The following is a 19,375-nucleotide window of genomic DNA, read 5'->3' as shown; positions in this document are numbered from 1 at the left end:
TCAATGCAAGTCTCAATTCAAAGCCACAAAAAATCCCGATTGGAAGATCCAACCGGGAATAGCTATGATGTATCGAAAAACTTCGATTAGTAAGCAGTAATGATACCGATGAAGTCTTCAGCTTTCAGTGAAGCACCACCAATCAAACCACCGTCAACGTCTGCGCTGGCGAACAATTCAGGAGCGTTGCTAGCTTTACAGCTACCACCGTAAAGAATTGAAATTTCTTCAGCAACTTCAACACCGTATTTTGCAGCAATAGCTTCACGGATGTCTTTGTGCATTTCCTGAGCTTGCGCTGTTGAAGCAGTTTTACCTGTTCCGATTGCCCAGATTGGTTCGTAAGCGATGATCACTTTTTTGAAGTCTTCAGCGCTCAGATTGAAGATTGTTTCTTCCAATTGGTTGATAACATATGCTTTTTGAGTTCCAGCTTCGCGAATTTCCAAAGCTTCACCGCAGCAGTAGATTGGAGTCAATCCGTTAGCCAATGTCAAAGCCACTTTTTTGTTCAAAATTTCGCTTGTTTCACCGTAGTATTCGCGTCTTTCAGAGTGACCTAAGATTACGTAACCAGCACCTGTTGATTTAACCATCGCAGCAGAAACTTCGCCAGTGTATGCACCAGAAGCTTCAGCAGCACAGTTTTGAGCAGCAACACCAACCAGTGAAGCGTCTACTGATTCAACAACTTTGGTAATATGTGTAAAAGGAGCTCCAAGAACAACGACAACGTCTTTCGCGTCTGCTTTGGCAACCAGTTCGTTTACAGCTTTTGCTAATTCAACACCTTCCTGAACGGTTGTGTTGCATTTCCAGTTACCGGCAACTACTTTCTTTCTCATGTTTTATTTGATTTGTGGATAGAAAATTATTGATTTCAAAAATATCGCCCCAAAAATAACAAAAGGTGGCTAAACCACCTATAAATTGACCGGAAGCTTTCGGGATTTAACCTTTGTTTAAACCCTTTCTAAATCAGAAATTGAGCGTGTGCCAACCTTCTTTTAAATAGTTGGTTAGCGGGACTCCCATCGGGCGTACATCAATATCCAAATCACTTAAATCTTCGGCAACATTGTACATTTTGGCGCAACTGATGCAGGCTTCGACGACTACACCGGCCTCCATCATTTTTTTCACGTCGGCCTGAAGATCTTCATTTTCGGCGAGTAGCTTCGCTGATGGCCCCCACACGATCAGGACAACCTCGTCGAACCAACCTTGCTTTTTGGCATTCAGCGTGTACATGAAACACACCTTTTGGGCAACTTCAGGATCGCCGCTCGTCCAAATAACGGCCAGCTTGTTATTGTTTTCGTTCATTTTTGCTGGATTTTGTGCATTTAAATGCAAACCTGTGCCGGTAATAATTAAGAGGAATATTAAAAGTTTTTTCATCGTGCTTATAGCTTTGAACCGGAAAGTTATCAAGCTTACGATGGATTTCAAAGCAGTAGCAATAATTTATACATTTTTTAGTATTCCATCTGTGTTTTAGCCCTTGTGCAAATCTTTCATTTCCAGTAAGTCGAATTCCGAAAAGTTGAGCTTGTTATCGGCGATAAATTGCTTATTAAGCTGGAATAACTCGCTGTTGAAGCGATCTTGCGGGAAGGTGTTTTCTGCAGAGAAGTCTTCATCGTCAAACTCGGTGAAGTTGAGTTCGCAAGCCGACAATTCCCATTGGTCTTCGTTCATATAAAGTAACGGAAGTCCATGCGTGCGGCAGATAAACGGGCGGTGTTCGTATATCTGGCAAGCGTGATCCTTCAGAAAAACACAGCTACCATCTTTCGATTCCATTGTTTTAACCGGTTTCTCGCTCAATGCCTGTTGCACCGCAAAATATTCAACCGGGAAAATCCGGTAGTTCATGCAGCAGAGGTCGCAGCCTTTTCGGCATTGCATGTGCTTGCTGTGCAGTGATGAAAGTGATTCGGTTAACTTGTCGACGTTGGCGATAAAGCGCTGGTACTTTTCGAAGTTGTAAGTCATTTTACTCTGATTTTGCCACAAAAATAAAGAAAAGCGGGGAAGAAGCTAAATGTGTTGATTCGAGCCGGAGAGGGATGACATCTTTTCGAAAAGATGTCATCCCTAAAGAGTCGAGCTAAATTCATGCTCAACGGATTATTAACATCCAACCGGAATTATTCACAAAAGGCTTCTTTTAAAGGCTTCAGGCTGAATCTTCCTAAGGAATTTTTATCTTTGCAGCGTCTTTCAGACGGCCTTCCTGAGAAGATGATCTACCGGGCTCTGTTTCGGTATTTTAGAATCGATGGCGGACAAATTAAAAATAGGGCAGAAGCCCAAAACATGTCAACTTTATCTTAAAAAGAGATTCAACATGATTTCATTCTTTAAAACTCCTCAAGGCACGGTTCTCGCAGTGCAATCAACAAGTTCTTTTGCTGAGGCAGACATCGAAAAACTGGTTTGGCTTTTTGGCGAAGCAACTTTTGTTGAAGGTGAATCAATCGAAGGCTTTTTTGTTGGGCCACGTCGGGAAATGATTACACCCTGGAGTACCAATGCTGTGGAAATTACCCAAAACATGGGCCTTTCGGGCATTATCCGTATTGAAGAGTTTATGGCCGTTCCGGATGAAAAAGCAGGATTTGACCCGATGCTTCAGCGGATGTACAACGGTTTGAAACAGGATATTTTTACAATCGATAAAAAGCCGGATCCGATTATCGGAATCGAAGACATTGCCGCTTACAACGAGAAAGAAGGTTTGGCTTTGAGTGAAGATGAAATCGCTTACTTGAATGAAGTTTCAGAAAAGCTGGGCCGCAAGTTGACTGACAGCGAAGTGTTCGGTTTCTCACAAGTAAACTCAGAGCACTGCCGTCACAAAATTTTCAATGGTATTTTCGTGATCGACGGGGTTGAAATGGAAAGCTCGCTTTTCAAAATGATTAAGAAAACCTCGGAGACCAATCCTAATAAAATTGTATCGGCTTACAAGGACAACTGCTCATTTGTGCAGGGACCGGTGGTTGAGCAATTCGCTCCGAAGACGCAGGACAAACCCGATTTCTTCGAAGTAAAAGATATTGAGACTGTGCTTTCGCTGAAAGCGGAAACGCACAATTTTCCAACAACGGTTGAACCGTTCAACGGTGCTGCAACCGGTACCGGTGGTGAAATTCGCGACCGTATTGCCGGTGGAAAAGGTGCTTTGCCAATCGCTGGTACTGCTGTTTATATGACTTCGTACCCACGTACCGAAGATGCCCGCAATTGGGAACAAGCAACAGAAGAACGCCCTTGGTTGTATCAAACACCGGACGAGATCCTGATTAAAGCCTCGAACGGTGCCAGCGATTTTGGTAACAAATTTGGTCAACCGCTGATCTGTGGATCGGTGTTGACTTTCGAACACTTCGAGAACTACAAAAAATACGGTTTCGACAAAGTGATCATGTTGGCAGGTGGTATCGGTTTTGGCCGCAAAAAGGACAGTCTGAAAGACTCGCCGACAAAAGGTGATAAAGTTGTTCTGTTGGGTGGTGATAACTACCGCATCGGTATGGGTGGTGGTGCTGTATCGTCGGTAGCAACCGGTGAATTCGAAAACGCAATCGAATTGAACGCTGTACAACGTGCCAACCCGGAAATGCAGAAACGTGCTTACAACGCCATTCGTGCTTTGTCCGAATCGGACAACAACCCGATCATTTCAATTCACGACCATGGTGCCGGTGGTCACCTGAACTGTTTGTCGGAGCTGGTTGAAGAAACCGGTGGTTTGATCGATACCGATAAATTGCCTTGCGGTGACCCGACATTGTCTCAAAAAGAGCTGATCGGTAACGAGTCGCAAGAGCGCATGGGCTTGGTAATGCACGAAAAAGACGTGGATCTGTTGAAGACCATTTCAGATCGCGAACGTGCACCAATGTATGTAATCGGCGAAGCGACTGGCGACATGCAGTTTACTTTCAAAAACTCGAAAACCGGCGAAACACCGATCGACTGGCAATTGGCCTACATGTTTGGTAATCCGCCAAAGACGGTTTTGACTGATACTACTTCGACTGAAAAATTTGAAGAACTGGCTTACGAGCCTGCAAAAATAGAAAGCTACCTGGAAGATGTTCTGCAGCTGGAAGGTGTAGCTTGTAAAGACTGGTTGACCAACAAAGTTGACCGTTCGGTAACCGGCCGTATTGCCAAACAGCAAGGTGCCGGTAAATTGCACTTGCCGTTGAATAACCTCGGTGTGATCACTCTGGATTATCAAGGTAAAGCCGGTTTGGCGACTTCTATCGGCCATGCTCCGGTAGCAGCGATGATCGATCCGGCGAAAGGTTCAATCCTGTCAATTGCCGAATCACTAACGAACATCATTTGGGCACCGATGCCGGATAAAATCCGCAGTGTATCGTTGAGTGCTAACTGGATGTGGCCTGCAAAAAATGCTGGTGAGAACGCTCGCATTTATAGTGCCGTTAAAGCTGCCAGCGATTTTGCTTGTGCTTTGGGTGTGAATATCCCGACTGGTAAGGACTCAATGTCGATGACTCAGAAGTACAAGGATGATGTAGTTTATTCTCCGGGTACGGTGATCGTTTCGGCTTCGGGAGAAGTTACCGATGTGAAAAAAGTAATTGAGCCGGTATTGGAAAACGATGCGAGCAAACCGGTTTATTATATCGACTTCTCATCTACAGCGTTGGCTTTGGGCGGTAGTGCTTTCGGGCAGATCGTGAACAAGATCGGACAAGAAGCACCAACTGTTGCCGATGCGGAATATTTCGTGAAGACATTTAACACCATCCAGGATTTGATCGAAGACGAGTTGATTGTTGCTGGTCACGATGTTGCCTCGGGTGGTTTGATTACCACATTGTTGGAAATGTGTTTCAGCGATAACGAAAGCGGCTTGAAACTGGATCTTTCAGGTTTGGGAGAAACGGACAGCGTGAAAGCGTTCTTCAACGAAAACCCGGCAATTGTTGTTCAGGCGGCTGATGCAGCGGCTTTCGAAAGCAAATTGACTACAGCTGGTGTTCGTTTTGTTAAAATTGGTACTCCTGCAGAAGCTCGCGAGTTCACTGTTGTAAACGGTGCAGCTAGCTTCAATTTAGATATTGACTCATTGCGCGAGTTGTGGTTTAAAACATCATACCTGATGGATCGCAAGCAAAGCGGTGAAAAACTGGCTTTGGAACGTTTCAAAAACTACAAGAAAAACGAGCTGGTTTACGATTTCAAAGACTTTACCGGTAAAGCAGCAGACTACGGCATCGACCTGAAACGTCGTGCTGCCAGTGGTGTAAAAGCAGCTATCATCCGCGAAAAAGGGGTGAACGGCGATCGTGAAATGGCTTACATGTTGTACCTGGCTGGTTTCGATGTGAAAGACGTTCACATGACTGACCTGATCGCCGGACGCGAAACGTTGGAAGATGTGAACCTGATTGTTTATGTTGGTGGTTTCTCAAATTCCGATGTGTTAGGTTCTGCAAAAGGATGGGCCGGTGCATTCAAGTACAACGAGAAGGCGCGCGTGGCTTTGGAGAACTTCTATAAGCGAGAAGACACCTTGAGTTTGGGTGTGTGTAATGGTTGTCAGCTGGCTGTTGAGCTCGGCTTGATTTACCCGGAACACGAACAAATGCCGAAGATGTTGCACAACGAGTCGCACAAATTCGAGTCGAACTTCGTAGGTGTTGAGATCGCCGAAAACAACTCGGTGATGCTGAAAACTATGGCCGGTATGAAGTTGGGTGTTTGGATTGCACACGGTGAGGGAAAGTTCAGCTTCCCGTATGCTGAAAGCGAATACAACATTCCTTTCAAATACGCCAATAAATTCTATCCGGGTAACCCGAACGGTTCAGATTATGACGCAGCGGCAATCTGCTCGAAAGATGGCCGTCACCTGGCGATGATGCCTCACCTGGAACGTGCTTTCCGTCCGTGGTTGTGGCCTTACTATCCGGCTAACCGCAAGAAAGAGGAAGTTGCACCTTGGATCGAAGCCTTCGTCAACGCACGAAATTGGATTATTGAAAAAACAAAATCATAATAATAAAAAGAGCTCTCAATTGAGAGCTCTTTTTTATAGCATATGTTTTCTAAGTTTTCTTACTGAGGTATATTTTATTCCGTTTTTTTTAGATAATTCGATAAAATTGACATCTTTGTGAGAGGCCCAAACACTATGATGACTAAACTGCCATTACTGCTATTAGTTTTTCTTAGTTTCAATCTATTTGCGTCTTCCGGAGTAGATAGTCTTACAAACTTGCTTACAAGCCAGACGGGGGAAGAACGGGCTTTAACATTACAGCATCTTTCCAGCCTAACCACAGATTCGGACACCGCACAATCATTTGCCTATTTTCGGGAGAGTATTTCTATTTACAAAGAGTTGGATGATCTTGGCTCATTGGCAAAAGCTCAGTATGCATACGGAGATTTATTGTTCGACGCCGGTGAATATGCAAGAGCAATACCACAGTACCGCAAAGCAATTGAGCAGTATATTCAGAATGACAGTTTAAGTTCGGTTGGCGAGATTTACAATTCAATCGGCTTGTCCTATTATTTCTTGGGTGAATTTGAGAATGCCATTGCCAGCCAGATTGAAGCCATGAAAGATTTTGAGCGGGCTTCCAGTTTAGAAGATCTCAGTCGGATCTATATTAATATGGGGATGGTTTATAATCGTTTGGGCGATTATAGTTCGTCGATAGAATACTACAGAAAGGCTTACAAAACCTCAAAGATTACGAATGACATAAATCGCATGGGGAGCAGCTGCAACGGTCTGGGGACTGCGCATTATAATGCAAATCGACTCGATTCAGCGAAGGTATATTTCAGAAAAGCCTTGGGGTATTTCAAGCAGATTGATAACGAGGAACGAATGGCGGCCGCGATCAATAATATGGGGAATGTGTATGTTGATGAGGGAGACAGTCTTCAGGTGGCACTTTCGTACTACCAGACGGCCTATAAGATCTATGAAAAAGAGGGTAGCCTGCTGAACCAGGTTTTTGTGAAGGAAGGTTTAGGCTGCGTCTATGGTGAACTTGGTAATTACAAAAAAGCATTGGAAATATTGAGGGAGGGCTTGAAGACCGCTATAGAGAATAAATACGGTTATTATATTATCCAGCTTTACTATGAGGATCTCGCGACCGTTTACGAAAAAATGGGAGAGATTGATCGAGCCTACAGTGCGTATAAAAATTTCAAGACATATTTGGACAGTATGCGGCAGGAGGAACGCCTTTTCCAGGCGGCCGCTATTGAAAAGAAATATGAGTTTACGAAGAACGAGGCGATTATTTCGAGGTTAAATGCCGAGAAGGAAATGACAATGATCCAGTTGGAAAAAGACAAAGCATTCCGAAACCTTGGGGTTTTTGCTATACTTATACTGTTGGTTATTGTTACTTACGTTTCGTTTGGAAACTACAACAGGAAACGTGTCAATAAAGTGCTCACCGAAAAGAATATTAAGATTGAATCGCAGAAGAACGAATTAGAACAGATGAACGCATCTAAAAATAAGTTCTTCTCGATTATTGCTCACGACTTAAAAAACCCATTACATAGTGTGTTGGGGTATTCTTTCCTGTTGAGTCACGAATACGACCGTTTCGAAGACAAAGACAGACGAAAATACGCTCAGGATATTTATAACTCGACAAACAACATTTTCCGTCTACTTCAAAACTTGCTCGACTGGAGTAAGTCCCAAACAGGAAGGCTCCAGTATGAACCGATCATTTTCGAGTTGTCGTCCTTACAGGAGAAGATCTGCAATTTATTGCAGCCCATTGCTGAGCAAAAAAATATTAGCTTGAAATATGATGTACCCGGGAATGTGCACGTCTATGCAACCCCAATGATGATTGAAACTGTTCTGCGCAATATCGTAAGCAATGCAGTCAAGTTTACACCCAATGGAGGAGAAGTTTTCATCAGTTTCAGGCGGTATGAGAGAGACTTGTGTGTATCAGTAAAGGACACCGGCATTGGTATGTCGGAGGACGAGCTGGAACAACTATTTTCGATTGATTCCAAAATCAAGAAAAAAGGCACAAACAATGAGGATGGATCCGGTTTGGGATTGATTCTTTGTAAGGAGTTTATCAAGCTAAATAAAGGCAAGATTTGGGCTGAAAGCCAACCCGGAAATGGAAGTACCTTCCATTTTACGGTTCCGTTGGCCACTGCCGATAACTAAAAGAAAAAGCCAGCTTTCGCTGGCTTCGAATCCTAAAATAGAATTGCTATAAGATCTTTCTGTGTTATTCCGGGATTTCGATAGGTGCACCTTCATCGTCAGTTTCAGTTGTTGACGAACTATCACTTTGTGGTATTTGGATAGTCGCACCGTCGACTGAATCTTTCTTAGGAGGATCTTTTTCCGGAATTTCAATTGGAGCACCTTCAGTGTCGTCTTCATCGGTACAACCTGTAAAAAAGCATGCGGAAAAGCACACAATAACGAATAGCAATTTTAAACGTGTTTTCATAAACTTCAGATATTAAATTAAGTCCTTATCTGAAATTTACGACAATACGCGCAAAATATCACTATTATGTTTGTTATTATTTTGAAAAGAAATTGTTGTGCTCCAGTAAGTTGCCTGTTTTAGCGGCTTACAGAGGGGAACTAAAAAGGATGCTTTTTGAGATTTGATCCGCCTTTTCTTTATTGATCAGTGATTCTACTATTTTTAAAGCAAACTGGATGGCTGTTCCAACTCCTCGGCTGGTAATTATGTTTTGATCTACAACTACTGCGTCGGCATCAACATTTGCACCTGCTAATTCTTTTTCAAAGCCGGGATAACAAGTCGCTTTTTTGCCCTTCAATATATTCAAATGACCAAAGACCAGCGGAGCTGCACAAATGGCGCCCAGCGGCTTATTTTGCTCGTGAAACGCCTGGATTTGCCGGGTTAGTCCATTGTGTACATCCAGGTTCTTGGCACCGGGCAAGCCGCCAGGGAGGATAATCATGTCGATGGTGTTGTAATCAACTTCTTCGAAAAGCACATCTGCTTTAACAGCTATTTCGTGCGATCCGGTCACTAACTCTTCTCCGGTTATCGACACCGTTTGGACATGTAATCCGGCGCGTCGTAAGAGGTCAATAATTGTAATTGCTTCAGTTTCTTCAAACCCGTTGGCCAGGTGTACTGCAATATTTTTCATCGCTTCAATTTTTAGTTTAAAGATAGCTAACCAACCGGGTGGAAACAAAAAATGGCTCGAATATCGAGCCATTTTGAGAATTGAAAATGTTACTATGTCTAAAACTAATTTGCGTAATCTTTTAGAGCTTTTTCAAGCTTTTTGCGAGTAAAGAAGATCCGGCTTTTAACAGTTCCAAGCGGAAGATTCAGATACTCTGCAATTTCCTTGTATTTGTAGCCATCCAAAAACATGGTGAAGGGAACTTTATATTCGTCCTCCAAAGCATTAATATTTTTCAGAATTTCTTTAGAGCTAAAGAATGAATCTGGTGACGGGTAGATTTTGTCCTTCGAAAACTTCAGGTGGAAATCGTTGTTTGAACCGTCGAACGTATTTTTTGCTTTAACGTTTCTGCGATAGTTATTAATAAACGTGTTCTTCATAATCGTGTAAATCCATGCCTTAAAGTTGGTGTTCTGTGTGAATTTATCACGATAGGTCAGCGCTTTCAGGAAAGTTTCTTGTAATAAATCTTGTGCCTTTTCCTGATCGGATGTTAAGCTAAGTGCATAGTAGAGCAGCTTGTCCTGCAGCCCCAGCAGTGCGTTGTTAAATTGAAGTTGTGTCATGGCAGCGTGATTTAACGTTATTGTTTAGAACAAATATAAATAGGATTCGTTGTCTAATAAAAGATTTTGCAGTCTTTTATTATTCGATTTTATTTATTCGCGATAAAAAAAATTGATAGAAGTCATGGTTTTATCTATCACCTAAGTACTTACGCCGAGGAGGCAACTTTGTTTAATCTGAGAGTCCTGTTGTTGAACAAGTTTTGGTTTAAAAAAGATAGGCTAAAAAAGCGAATTATCCTACCAAACTAAGCCCGAAAGTCTTTTACAACGAGCAGATTTATTTACTTTTGCAGCTTTCTGTAAAGAAAAGTTAATCAATGAAAAAGTTATTTAACAAGCACAATCGGGCTGAAGTTCTTTGTTTCAGACGTTGGAATGGACATGGCTATTCATTGTTTCAAGCTATAAAAAGACAAGTGCGTATTGCCTCGCTGGTAGTTGCCTACTTGTATGTTAGCTTGCCGCAAGAAGCCGTAGCCCAAACCGACACGCTGAAGCTGAGTACGGATTACAACCTCGATGAGATTGAGGTTAGTGCCCAGAGAGCGCCTGTGACATATTCGCAGGCTGCACGGATCATCTCCGTGATTGAGCGTGAACAAATTGAGGCGGCTCCCGTCTCCAGTATCCAGGACCTTCTAGAGTATGCCTTAGGAGTAGACATCAGGCAGCGCGGCACCTACGGGGTGCAAGCCGATGTTTCAGTCAGGGGCGGGTCGTTCGACCAAACGCTTATTCTTCTCAATGGGATCAACATCTCTGATCCACAAACCGGTCATCACAATCTGAATGTTCCGGTTAGTTTAAAAAGCATCAAACGTATCGAAATTTTGAATGGACCGTCGGCCCGGGTTTACGGACCGAATGCATTTTCGGGTGCTATTAATATAGTAACCGAACCCGACGATGACGAAGCCCTTCGGATGGATGTTGCTTTCGGGGATCACGGTCTGCGCGATTTGAATGCGTCGGCTAATGTGAAGACCGGAAAGCTGACCAGCTTTATCGCGGCAAGCAATATGGCATCGAATGGCTACATTTCCAATACCGATTTCGATATCTATAATATATTTTACCAGGGAAGGCTGAAAACCGAACCCGGTACCCTCGACTTTCAGGTGGGCTACACCGACAAGGGATTTGGAGCAAATAGTTTTTATACGCCAAAATATCCCAATCAATATGAAGCGACCAAAACCACTTTTGCTTCCGTGAAAATGGAAACCGGCAAGACGCTGCATTTTACACCAGCTGCATATTGGCGTCGCCACCAGGATCGGTTCGAGCTGTTCCGTGATAACCCGGCAAGTTGGTACTCCGGTCACAATTACCATATGACTGATGTGTTTGGTTTAAGTCTGAACAGCTGGTTTCAGTCCGATTTAGGCAAGACAGCGTTCGGTGCCGAGTTCCGATCCGAGAACATTTTAAGTAATGTTTTGGGTGAGGACCTGGACGATTCAATAAAAGTCCCGGGGGAATCCGGCCAATACTTTTATAAAGGGCACTCCAGAACGATCATTTCTTATTTTGCTGAGCATACTTTCTATGTGGGCAATCTGACAGCGTCATTGGGGGCAATGGCGAACTGGATTTCGGATCTTCATAATGAATGGAATGTATACCCTGGTATCGATTTGAGCTACAAGTTTAGCGACCAGTTTAAAGCGTTCGGTTCGTTTAACAAGTCATTGCGCATGCCCACCTTTACCGACTTGTACTACTCGGGACCCACAAACCAGGGTAATCCCGATTTGAAACCGGAACGGTCGACCACTTATGAAGCAGGTTTGAAGTACCGCACACCAGCATTAAACGCAGAAGCTGCGTGGTACCATCGCATCGGGAAGGATATGATTGATTGGGTGCGTCTGACTGATGCGGAATTGTGGCAAACTGCAAACCTGACCGAGATTAAGTCGGATGGGCTGGAGGTGAATGCTGACCTTAATTTTGGAGCAATTGCTGGCCCTTCATTTTTTATCAAGCATTTTGGTGTGAACTACGCCTACAATTCGCTTGATAAAGGCTCAAGCAATTATCTCTCGAATTATGTGCTAGATAACCTGAAACACAAGATCGTATTTAGCCTCGATCATTCTATTTGGCAGAATATTTATGCCGGATGGAAAGTTCGTTTCCAGGACCGCAACGGAAGCTACGCGAAGTATGAGGATACCGTTTATATTGGCGAGTCGGATTACGAGCCGTTTTGGTTGGCCGATTTAAAGGTATACTATAAAAATGAGACAACTCAAGTGTACTTATCGGTGAGTAATTTATTTGACAAGAGTTACATCGATATTGGCAATATTTCGCAACCCGGGCGCTGGATTAGTGCCGGCATTAGTTATCAATTGAATTTTAATAAGTAATCACTATACAGAAAAATCAAAGGCTTCTCATTCGGGAAGCCTTTTTTATACCTTTGGAAAGTATTATCTTCGCGTCCGTAAAAAATTGAAAACAGACTATGTTGAAAGGTATATTATCAATTTCAGGTCAACCAGGACTTTTTAAACTGGTTGCGGAAGCGAAAAGCAGTATCATTGTCGAGTCGCTGTTGACCGGCAAACGCCAACCCGCTTATTCTACTTCTAAAATTAGTTCATTAGAGGACATCGCTATTTTTACCCAAACCGGAGAAGTAGCCTTGAAAGAAGTATTGAAATCAATCGCGGAAAAACAAAACGGTGCCGAAGTTGGAAAACTGGAAGGTAATGCGTTGAAAGCTTATTTTGGCGAAGTATTGCCGGAATACGATCAGGATCGTGTTTACACCTCGGATATGAAAAAGGTGATTCAATGGTACAACCTTCTTTTGAAAAATGATCTGCTGAATTTTGACGAAGAAGCGGAAGTTGAAGAAACAAAAGACGAAGAAAAATAATTCAGAGCCATGCAAAAGCATGGCTTTTTTGTCAAAATAACTTTGGCTGACGAGCATCACCATTGGGCGTACCGTTAATATGCTTGTGCAAAATCAACTCGAATAATTTCACAGTAGCCAAAGCATCTCCTGAAGCTCGGTGCCTGCCATCAATTCCAATGTTCAAATCATCGCAAATTCTTCCCAACGAATAGGATGGATGCCCCGGTAAATATTTACGACTTAATTTTACCGTACACATGGTTTTGCGTTTGTATTCATAGCCCAGTCGTTTGAATTCCTCCTGTATAAATTTGTAGTCGAACGAAACATTGTGCGCCACAAAAATGGTTCCGGCAGTAATCTCTACAAGACGTTTGGCTACTTCATAAAACCGGGGAGCCGAGGCTACCATTTCATTACTGATTCCGGTCAACTCGGTGATGAAGTAGGGGATGTGACATTCCGGATTGATGAGACTGGTAAATGAATCGACAACTTCAATTCCGTTGTGCCGGTAGGCCGCAATTTCAGTAATCTTGCCGTCTTTGTAACTCTGTCCCGTGGTTTCTATGTCGATGATGGTATACAAATCAGTCTGTGATTTTCGGTAAAAATAGGGAAACAACATTGAAGAACGGAAGGAAAAATGATTTTCTCGGAAACTTTTTCGAACATGTTAAACAAATTACCAATCAAATAAAATAATTTAGCGAAATTTTAGTTTTCATTCTAAATAACCAAATTGCCTGTCTATGAAAAGACAACTTCTACTTTTTATTGTTAGTTTACTTGTTTTGTCAGCTTCTGCTCAGACCTCAGACCGGAAATGGGCTGCAGGAGTTGGTTCCGGTATTTACGGCGCGTTGGGTGAGAGCAGCTTGGGCTACATGCCTGAGTTTTATATCAGCCGTTATTTTAATCCTTCGCTCGACTTCTATATCAGTCAAAATTTCGGATTAGCTAACAATAAAATTGAAAGTAATCTGGATGTATCGTTAACGACAATTGCGGTTCGGTATAAATTCTATAATGGAATAATTCTTCCGGAAAGTAGTGTCTTGAAGCCCTATGTTTTCGCGGGCCCCGGATACATTTCGGATAACAACGTAAATAAAATCAACTTCAATTTAGGACTTGGTGCGAAATATCCGATCAAGCGTAATATTTCGTTGTATGCGCAAGTTGGCTACGTGAACGGTGCTAAAGTAAATGAGCATATCGAAACTTGGTCCGATGACAATGTGGTTGTTGATCGTTTGGTGCCAACATACAGAGATAACCTATGGAAAGCAACTGTTGGCATCGAGATCACGATTGGAGGATCGAAAGACTCGGATGGAGACGGTGTTCCGGATAAAAAAGACAAATGTCCAAATACGCCTCGCGATGTTTTTGTTGATGAGAATGGTTGCCCGATTGATACGGATAATGACGGGGTAATTGATCACTTAGATGAATGCCCGACAGAGCCAGGCCCAAGTTCAACAAGTGGCTGCCCGGATGCGGATGGTGATGGTATCCCCGATAAAGACGATGCCTGCCCGGATGTGAAAGGCAAGAAAGAGTTTAACGGCTGTCCGGATCCGAATGCCAAGAAAGAGGATGAGAAGAAAACTGAACCATCCCAAATGACCGCAGCTGAAGCGGTGAAAAGTGGCAACATGAGGGTGCTGGATATTAAAGTGAGACCGGTTTATTTTGTGGTAGACCAGAGTTACCTGACCGATTATACCAAGAACAAGATCGCGAATCTGGTGGATATGCTGCTGAAAAATCCGGCCTACCTTGTACGCTTGTGGGGTTACACCGACGATTTGGCCAGCGCAGACTACAACCAAAAGCTTTCGGAAAAGAGAGCTGAATCGGTGATGCGCTTTATGACTAGTATGGGATTCGACCGCAGCCGGATTGTTTCGACCAACGGTTTGGGCGAGGAGAACCCGGTAGCTCCGAACAACACGGAACAAAACCGCCGTCTGAACCGACGGGTTGAATTTGAAATTTTCGTTGCAGAATAAATTATTTAATCGATAAGAACAAGCCCCGTTAACCGCGGGGCTTTTTTTATGCCTGTCAATCATCGATTAAGGCAGAATCTATTATCTTTGCCCATCCCTAAAAAAATTCAAACATGTTTATTGAACAAATCATAAAAGAGAAAGTAGCGCTGGCCATTCAGCAACTCTACGGACAGGAATTTGACCCTCAAAATGTACAGATTCAGAATACCCGTAAAGATGTTGAAGGCGATTTAACAGTTGTTGTTTTCCCTTTCTTGCGAATCTCGAAAAAGTCGCCGGAACAAACTGCCAATGATTTGGGTGGATTCCTACAGGAGCAAGTTACCGAAGTGGATGCCTACTCAGTTATTAAAGGCTTTTTGAATGTGACGGTTTCAACTTCGTATTGGATCAACCAATTGGCTGATGCTTTTCAGAATCCAACATTCGGTTTTGAACAAGCTACAGAAGATTCGCCTTTGGTAATGGTTGAATACTCGTCGCCAAACACGAATAAGCCACTGCACCTGGGACATATCCGCAATAACCTGCTCGGTTATTCATTGGGTGAACTTCTGAAGGCGAATGGCAAAAACGTGGTGAAAACAAATATTGTGAATGACCGCGGGATTCACATTTGCAAATCGATGTATGCCTGGCAGCAATGGGGTGAAGGTAAAACGCCCGGGAACACAGGCATCAAAGGCGACCACCTGGTAGGCGATTTCTATGTTTTATTCGATAAACATTATAAAGCCGAAATTGAAGAGTTGGTTGCCAAAGGTGCTTCAAAGGAAGAAGCTGAGCAACAGGCTCCGTCAATTGTTGCAGCCCGCGAGTTGTTGCGTAAATGGGAGGCCAAAGATCATGAAACCATTGAATTGTGGAGTATGATGAACCAGTGGGTTTACGATGGTTTCGACGTAACTTACAAAGAAATGGGAGTTGATTTCGATAAAATCTACTACGAATCTGAAACCTACCTTGTGGGCCGCGACGAAGTGTTGCGTGGTTTAAAAGAAGGGACGTTCGTTCAGCGTGAAGACAGCTCTGTTTGGGCTGATCTGACGGAAGAAGGTTTGGACCAGAAGATTCTGTTGCGTAGCGACGGTACTTCAGTTTACATGACTCAGGATATCGGTACAGCAAAGTTGCGTTTTGACGACTTCAAAATTGACAAGATGGTTTATGTGGTGGGTAACGAACAAGACTATCACTTCAAGGTTTTGTCGATTTTGCTGGACAAACTGGGATACAGCTGGGGAAAAGGATTGCACCACTTCTCGTACGGAATGGTTGAATTGCCTCACGGTAAAATGAAATCCCGCGAGGGAACTGTTGTGGATGCCGATGATTTGATGGCCGAAATGATTGAAGTTGCCCGCAAAACATCGGAAGAATTGGGTAAACTGGATGGCTACACCGAAGAAGAAGCCATTGAAACCTATAAAACAATCGCTCTCGGTGCTTTGAAATATTTCATTCTGAAGGTTGACCCGAAAAAGAACATGTTGTTCAATCCGGAAGAATCGATTGACTTCAATGGTAACACAGGGCCGTTTATTCAATACACATATGCACGTATTCGCTCGGTCCTGCGTAAAGCAGCCGAGAAAGGAATCGAGCCAGCGGTTAACTTCGACTCGTCATTGACGATTTCGGAAAAAGAAACTGAGCTGATTAAAACAATCTCGCTTTACCCGGCTACCGTGAGCGAAGCAGCCGAGGCGTACAGCCCGGCAGTTATTGCTAATTACGTTTACAACCTGGTAAAAGAATTCAATCAATTCTATCACGATCATTCAATCCTGAATGAAGAGGACGAGAATGTTCGGAAATTCCGCTTGGTACTTTCAGCCAACGTTGCCAAAATCGTAAAATCGGGTATGGGCTTGATGGGAATTTCAGTTCCTGAACGTATGTAATTTGATATAATTTGAAAATGAAGGACGACTAAATTTAAGGTCGTTCACGACATAAGAAATTCAGAAGGCAATCAGCTATGGTTGCCTTCTGTTATTTTAAAATTATAGTATTCTGCTGTATTTGCTTGTTTGGTGGGGTGGATAAAAAGAAAAAGGGGGTCCGCTGACCCCCAAATTCTAGAAAATTGCGATTCGTGAAAAAGGGACTTTTTATCTGAATTAACAGTTTATCGTTTAAGCTATTAATCCTTATGTAACTTTTGAGAGTCGAGAAACGAAACGTCTCACAGGATAACTTCAATGCGGTGAATTAATCGTGTCGAAACTGATTAGTTCAATGTGCATTTTCATTATGTTCGTGGAAAGTAAATTAAGATACCACTCTTTTAGCTTACTTTTATTTTTCTCGTTTTTCGCGCACTCACAACTTAATTCCGGTAACCAGAAAAAGGATACCCCCTAAAACAATTTTTTTTTAAAATTCTTCTTCATTTTATTTTTGTACTTTTGCACGAGCTTTAAAAAATCAATTGTACTTCTACTATGTTTGAGAATCTTAATGAGAAGTTAGAACGGTCATTTAAGCTGCTGAAAGGGCAGGGCAAAATTACTGAGATAAATGTTGCCGAAACATTAAAAGAAGTCAGACGCGCCTTATTGGACGCTGACGTCAACTATAAAATTGCCAAAACTTTTACCGAGTCGGTAAAAGAGAAAGCACTTGGTGAAAACGTGCTGAACGCGGTTAAGCCAGGCGAGATGATGGTTAAGATTGTACACGACGAATTGGCTGAACTGATGGGTGGTTCAGCGGTTGACGTGAATTTGCAAGGCAATCCGACTGTTATTTTGATGGCAGGTTTGCAAGGTTCCGGTAAAACAACTTTTTCCGGAAAGTTGGCAAAGTTCCTGAAATCGAAAAAAGGCAAACAACCGTTGTTGGTTGCTTGTGACGTTTATCGTCCGGCTGCGATCGACCAGTTGAAAGTTTTAGGTGAACAGATCAACGTACCTGTATACAGTGAACCTGGAAATCAGGATCCGGTGGCTATTGCTACTGCTGCGATCAAATCGGCAAAAGCAAATGGTCAAAACCTTGTTATTGTCGATACCGCCGGTCGTTTAGCGATCGACGAGCAGATGATGAAAGAGATTGCTGCCGTTAAGAAAGCAATTAACCCGAACGAGATTTTGTTTGTGGTTGACTCCATGACTGGTCAGGATGCTGTGAACACTGCGAAAGAGTTCAACGATCGTCTGGACTTTGATGGTGTGATTTTGACCAAATTGGATGGTGATACCCGTGGTGGTGCGGCGCTTTCAATCCGTTCGGTAGTCAACAAGCCAATCAAATTTGTTGGTACCGGCGAAAAACTGGATGCGCTCGACGTGTTCCACCCGTCGCGTATGGCCGACCGTATTTTGGGTATGGGTGACATTGTTTCGTTGGTTGAACGTGCACAGGAGCAGTTCGACGCCGAACAAGCCCGCCAGTTGCAAAAGAAATTGGCGAAAAACCAGTTCTCATTCGACGATTTTCTTTCTCAGATTCAGCAGATCAAAAAGATGGGTAACCTGAAGGATTTGGCTGCCATGATCCCGGGAATGGGAAAAGCGTTGAAAAATATCGACATTGAAGACGACGCTTTCAAACATATTGAAGCAATTATTTATTCCATGACTCCGGCTGAGCGCGAGGATCCGGCGCTTTTGAACGGTACCCGTCGCAAACGGATTGCTGAGGGCTCAGGAACGAATATCCAGGAAGTAAACCGTTTGATCAAGCAATTCGACGAAACACGCAAAATGATGCGTATGGTTTCGGGCGGAAAGAACCTGCGCGGTATGATGGGTAATATGAGAAGACGTTAATCCTTATAAAGAAATACGAATGCAATTAATTGACGGAAATAAAACGGCCAAAACCATTAAGGCCGAAATTGCACAGGAAGTGAAAGCGATCCAGGCTGCAGGAGGCAAAACACCTCATTTGGCTGCGATCCTGGTTGGTCACGACGGTGGAAGCGAGACGTACGTTGCGTATAAAATCAAAGATTGCGAAGAAGTCGGTTTCAAATCGAGCATGATTCGTTATGAAGATGATGTGACTGAAGCTGAATTGCTGGCCAAAGTGGACGAGTTGAACAAGGATGCTGATGTGGATGGATTCATCGTTCAGTTGCCGCTTCCGAAACATATTTCCGAACAAAAAATAATTGAGGCCATCGATCCGAAAAAGGATGTCGACGGTTTTCACCCGATCAACGTAGGACGTATGGTTATCGGTTTACCTTCGTTTGTTTCGGCAACACCCGATGGTATTGTTGAATTAATCAAACGTCACGGTATCGAAACATCCGGCAAAAATTGTGTGGTGATTGGCCGCAGCAATATTGTTGGTCGCCCGATGAGCGTTCTGATGTCTCAAAAGGAAATGAACGCAACGGTAACCGTAGCTCACAGTCGTACAAAAGACTTAAAAGAAGTTTGCGCGAATGCTGACATCTTGATTGCTGCAATTGGTTCTCCTGGTTTTGTTACAGCCGACATGGTGAAACCTGGAGCTGTTGTTATCGATGTGGGTACAACTCGTGTGAAATCGACAGAAACAAAATCGGGATGGAAACTGAAAGGCGACGTTGTATTTGATGAAGTAGCTGATAAATGTGCATTCATTACACCTGTTCCGGGCGGAGTAGGACCGATGACCCGTGTTTCGTTATTGAAGAATACGCTGCTGGCTGCAAAGAAGGAAATTTACAGCTAGTA

At 43.2% G+C, this 19,375-nt stretch carries 15 protein-coding genes; 8 read left to right on the top strand and 7 right to left on the bottom strand.

Annotated features, from left to right (window positions below; translation table 11 throughout):
- Window positions 1-86 precede the first annotated feature (86 nt).
- The 3 genes from tpiA to BC643_RS16645 form a co-directional block, all read right to left on the bottom strand.
- Window positions 87-845 carry a triose-phosphate isomerase gene (gene tpiA / locus BC643_RS16655; protein ID WP_120274407.1) on the bottom strand — a complete coding sequence of 253 codons (759 nt, stop codon included), beginning with the start codon at window positions 843-845 and terminating at the stop codon, window positions 87-89.
- 133 nt (window positions 846-978) lie between these two features.
- On the bottom strand, window positions 979-1,326 hold the full coding sequence (locus BC643_RS16650; protein WP_120274692.1) for a DsrE family protein: 348 nt from the start codon (window positions 1,324-1,326) through the stop codon (window positions 979-981).
- A 171-nt stretch (window positions 1,327-1,497) separates the two neighbouring features.
- Complete coding sequence (locus BC643_RS16645) at window positions 1,498-1,998, bottom strand: YkgJ family cysteine cluster protein (protein WP_120274406.1); 501 nt, start codon at window positions 1,996-1,998, stop codon at window positions 1,498-1,500.
- Window positions 1,999-2,353: 355 nt separating this feature from the next.
- Between BC643_RS16645 and purL the strand changes: the two genes are divergently transcribed.
- On the top strand, window positions 2,354-6,046 hold the full coding sequence (gene purL, locus BC643_RS16635) for a phosphoribosylformylglycinamidine synthase (protein WP_120274404.1): 3,693 nt from the start codon (window positions 2,354-2,356) through the stop codon (window positions 6,044-6,046).
- Window positions 6,047-6,181: 135 nt separating this feature from the next.
- Window positions 6,182-8,218, top strand: coding sequence for an ATP-binding protein (locus BC643_RS16630; RefSeq protein WP_120274403.1), 2,037 nt, complete (start codon window positions 6,182-6,184; stop codon window positions 8,216-8,218).
- Between the two features lie 64 nt (window positions 8,219-8,282).
- Here the strand turns inward: BC643_RS16630 and BC643_RS16625 are convergent, their stop codons facing one another.
- From BC643_RS16625 to BC643_RS16615, 3 genes are all read right to left on the bottom strand, one after another.
- Entirely contained in the window at window positions 8,283-8,510 is a 228-nt protein-coding gene (locus BC643_RS16625; protein ID WP_120274402.1) for a hypothetical protein, read from the bottom strand.
- A gap of 127 nt (window positions 8,511-8,637) precedes the next feature.
- Window positions 8,638-9,195, bottom strand: coding sequence for a DJ-1 family glyoxalase III (locus tag BC643_RS16620; protein ID WP_120274691.1), 558 nt, complete (start codon window positions 9,193-9,195; stop codon window positions 8,638-8,640).
- A 104-nt stretch (window positions 9,196-9,299) separates the two neighbouring features.
- Window positions 9,300-9,806, bottom strand: a complete 507-nt coding sequence (locus BC643_RS16615) for an RNA polymerase sigma factor (protein ID WP_120274401.1) — start codon at window positions 9,804-9,806, stop codon at window positions 9,300-9,302.
- 320 nt (window positions 9,807-10,126) lie between these two features.
- Between BC643_RS16615 and BC643_RS16610 the strand changes: the two genes are divergently transcribed.
- On the top strand, window positions 10,127-12,184 hold the full coding sequence (locus BC643_RS16610) for a TonB-dependent receptor (RefSeq protein WP_120274400.1): 2,058 nt from the start codon (window positions 10,127-10,129) through the stop codon (window positions 12,182-12,184).
- A gap of 98 nt (window positions 12,185-12,282) precedes the next feature.
- On the top strand, window positions 12,283-12,699 hold the full coding sequence (locus tag BC643_RS16605) for a DUF5606 family protein (RefSeq protein ID WP_120274399.1): 417 nt from the start codon (window positions 12,283-12,285) through the stop codon (window positions 12,697-12,699).
- A 31-nt stretch (window positions 12,700-12,730) separates the two neighbouring features.
- On the opposite strand, the gene BC643_RS16600 is transcribed toward BC643_RS16605, so the two are convergent.
- Window positions 12,731-13,270: a 3'-5' exonuclease gene (locus BC643_RS16600; RefSeq protein ID WP_245995009.1), complete on the bottom strand. Its 540-nt coding sequence runs from the start codon at window positions 13,268-13,270 to the stop codon at window positions 12,731-12,733.
- Window positions 13,271-13,433: 163 nt separating this feature from the next.
- Between BC643_RS16600 and BC643_RS16595 the strand changes: the two genes are divergently transcribed.
- The 4 genes from BC643_RS16595 to folD all read left to right on the top strand — a co-directional run bounded on the left by BC643_RS16595 (window position 13,434) and on the right by folD (window position 19,373).
- Complete coding sequence (locus BC643_RS16595) at window positions 13,434-14,699, top strand: OmpA family protein (RefSeq protein WP_120274397.1); 1,266 nt, start codon at window positions 13,434-13,436, stop codon at window positions 14,697-14,699.
- 113 nt (window positions 14,700-14,812) lie between these two features.
- Entirely contained in the window at window positions 14,813-16,606 is a 1,794-nt protein-coding gene (argS, locus tag BC643_RS16590; protein WP_120274396.1) for an arginine--tRNA ligase, read from the top strand.
- A 543-nt stretch (window positions 16,607-17,149) separates the two neighbouring features.
- The gene (gene ffh / locus BC643_RS16585; protein WP_120274395.1) at window positions 17,150-18,478 is read left to right on the top strand and encodes a signal recognition particle protein; all 1,329 of its coding nucleotides are present in this window, start codon (window positions 17,150-17,152) and stop codon (window positions 18,476-18,478) included.
- Between the two features lie 19 nt (window positions 18,479-18,497).
- Window positions 18,498-19,373, top strand: a complete 876-nt coding sequence (gene folD, locus BC643_RS16580) for a bifunctional methylenetetrahydrofolate dehydrogenase/methenyltetrahydrofolate cyclohydrolase FolD (protein ID WP_120274394.1) — start codon at window positions 18,498-18,500, stop codon at window positions 19,371-19,373.
- The last annotated feature ends 2 nt before the right edge of the window (window positions 19,374-19,375 follow it).

It is taken from the genome of Mangrovibacterium diazotrophicum, assembly GCF_003610535.1.
Lineage (GTDB): Bacteria > Bacteroidota > Bacteroidia > Bacteroidales > Prolixibacteraceae > Mangrovibacterium > Mangrovibacterium diazotrophicum.
The sequence above is the reverse complement of the archived record's forward strand: the minus strand, read 5'-3'. Positions and strand labels throughout refer to the sequence as shown.

Bases quoted from the DNA above. Each gene is read 5' to 3' on its own strand.
- tpiA (WP_120274407.1), bottom strand. From the start codon at position 845: ATGAGAAAGAAAGTAGTTGCCGGTAACTGGAAATGCAACACAACCGTT.
- BC643_RS16650 (WP_120274692.1), bottom strand. From the start codon at position 1,326: ATGAACGAAAACAATAACAAGCTGGCCGTTATTTGGACGAGCGGCGAT.
- BC643_RS16645 (WP_120274406.1), bottom strand. From the start codon at position 1,998: ATGACTTACAACTTCGAAAAGTACCAGCGCTTTATCGCCAACGTCGAC.
- purL (WP_120274404.1), top strand. From the start codon at position 2,354: ATGATTTCATTCTTTAAAACTCCTCAAGGCACGGTTCTCGCAGTGCAA.
- BC643_RS16630 (WP_120274403.1), top strand. From the start codon at position 6,182: ATGATGACTAAACTGCCATTACTGCTATTAGTTTTTCTTAGTTTCAAT.
- BC643_RS16625 (WP_120274402.1), bottom strand. From the start codon at position 8,510: ATGAAAACACGTTTAAAATTGCTATTCGTTATTGTGTGCTTTTCCGCA.
- BC643_RS16620 (WP_120274691.1), bottom strand. From the start codon at position 9,195: ATGAAAAATATTGCAGTACACCTGGCCAACGGGTTTGAAGAAACTGAA.
- BC643_RS16615 (WP_120274401.1), bottom strand. From the start codon at position 9,806: ATGACACAACTTCAATTTAACAACGCACTGCTGGGGCTGCAGGACAAG.
- BC643_RS16610 (WP_120274400.1), top strand. From the start codon at position 10,127: ATGAAAAAGTTATTTAACAAGCACAATCGGGCTGAAGTTCTTTGTTTC.
- BC643_RS16605 (WP_120274399.1), top strand. From the start codon at position 12,283: ATGTTGAAAGGTATATTATCAATTTCAGGTCAACCAGGACTTTTTAAA.
- BC643_RS16595 (WP_120274397.1), top strand. From the start codon at position 13,434: ATGAAAAGACAACTTCTACTTTTTATTGTTAGTTTACTTGTTTTGTCA.
- argS (WP_120274396.1), top strand. From the start codon at position 14,813: ATGTTTATTGAACAAATCATAAAAGAGAAAGTAGCGCTGGCCATTCAG.
- ffh (WP_120274395.1), top strand. From the start codon at position 17,150: ATGTTTGAGAATCTTAATGAGAAGTTAGAACGGTCATTTAAGCTGCTG.
- folD (WP_120274394.1), top strand. From the start codon at position 18,498: ATGCAATTAATTGACGGAAATAAAACGGCCAAAACCATTAAGGCCGAA.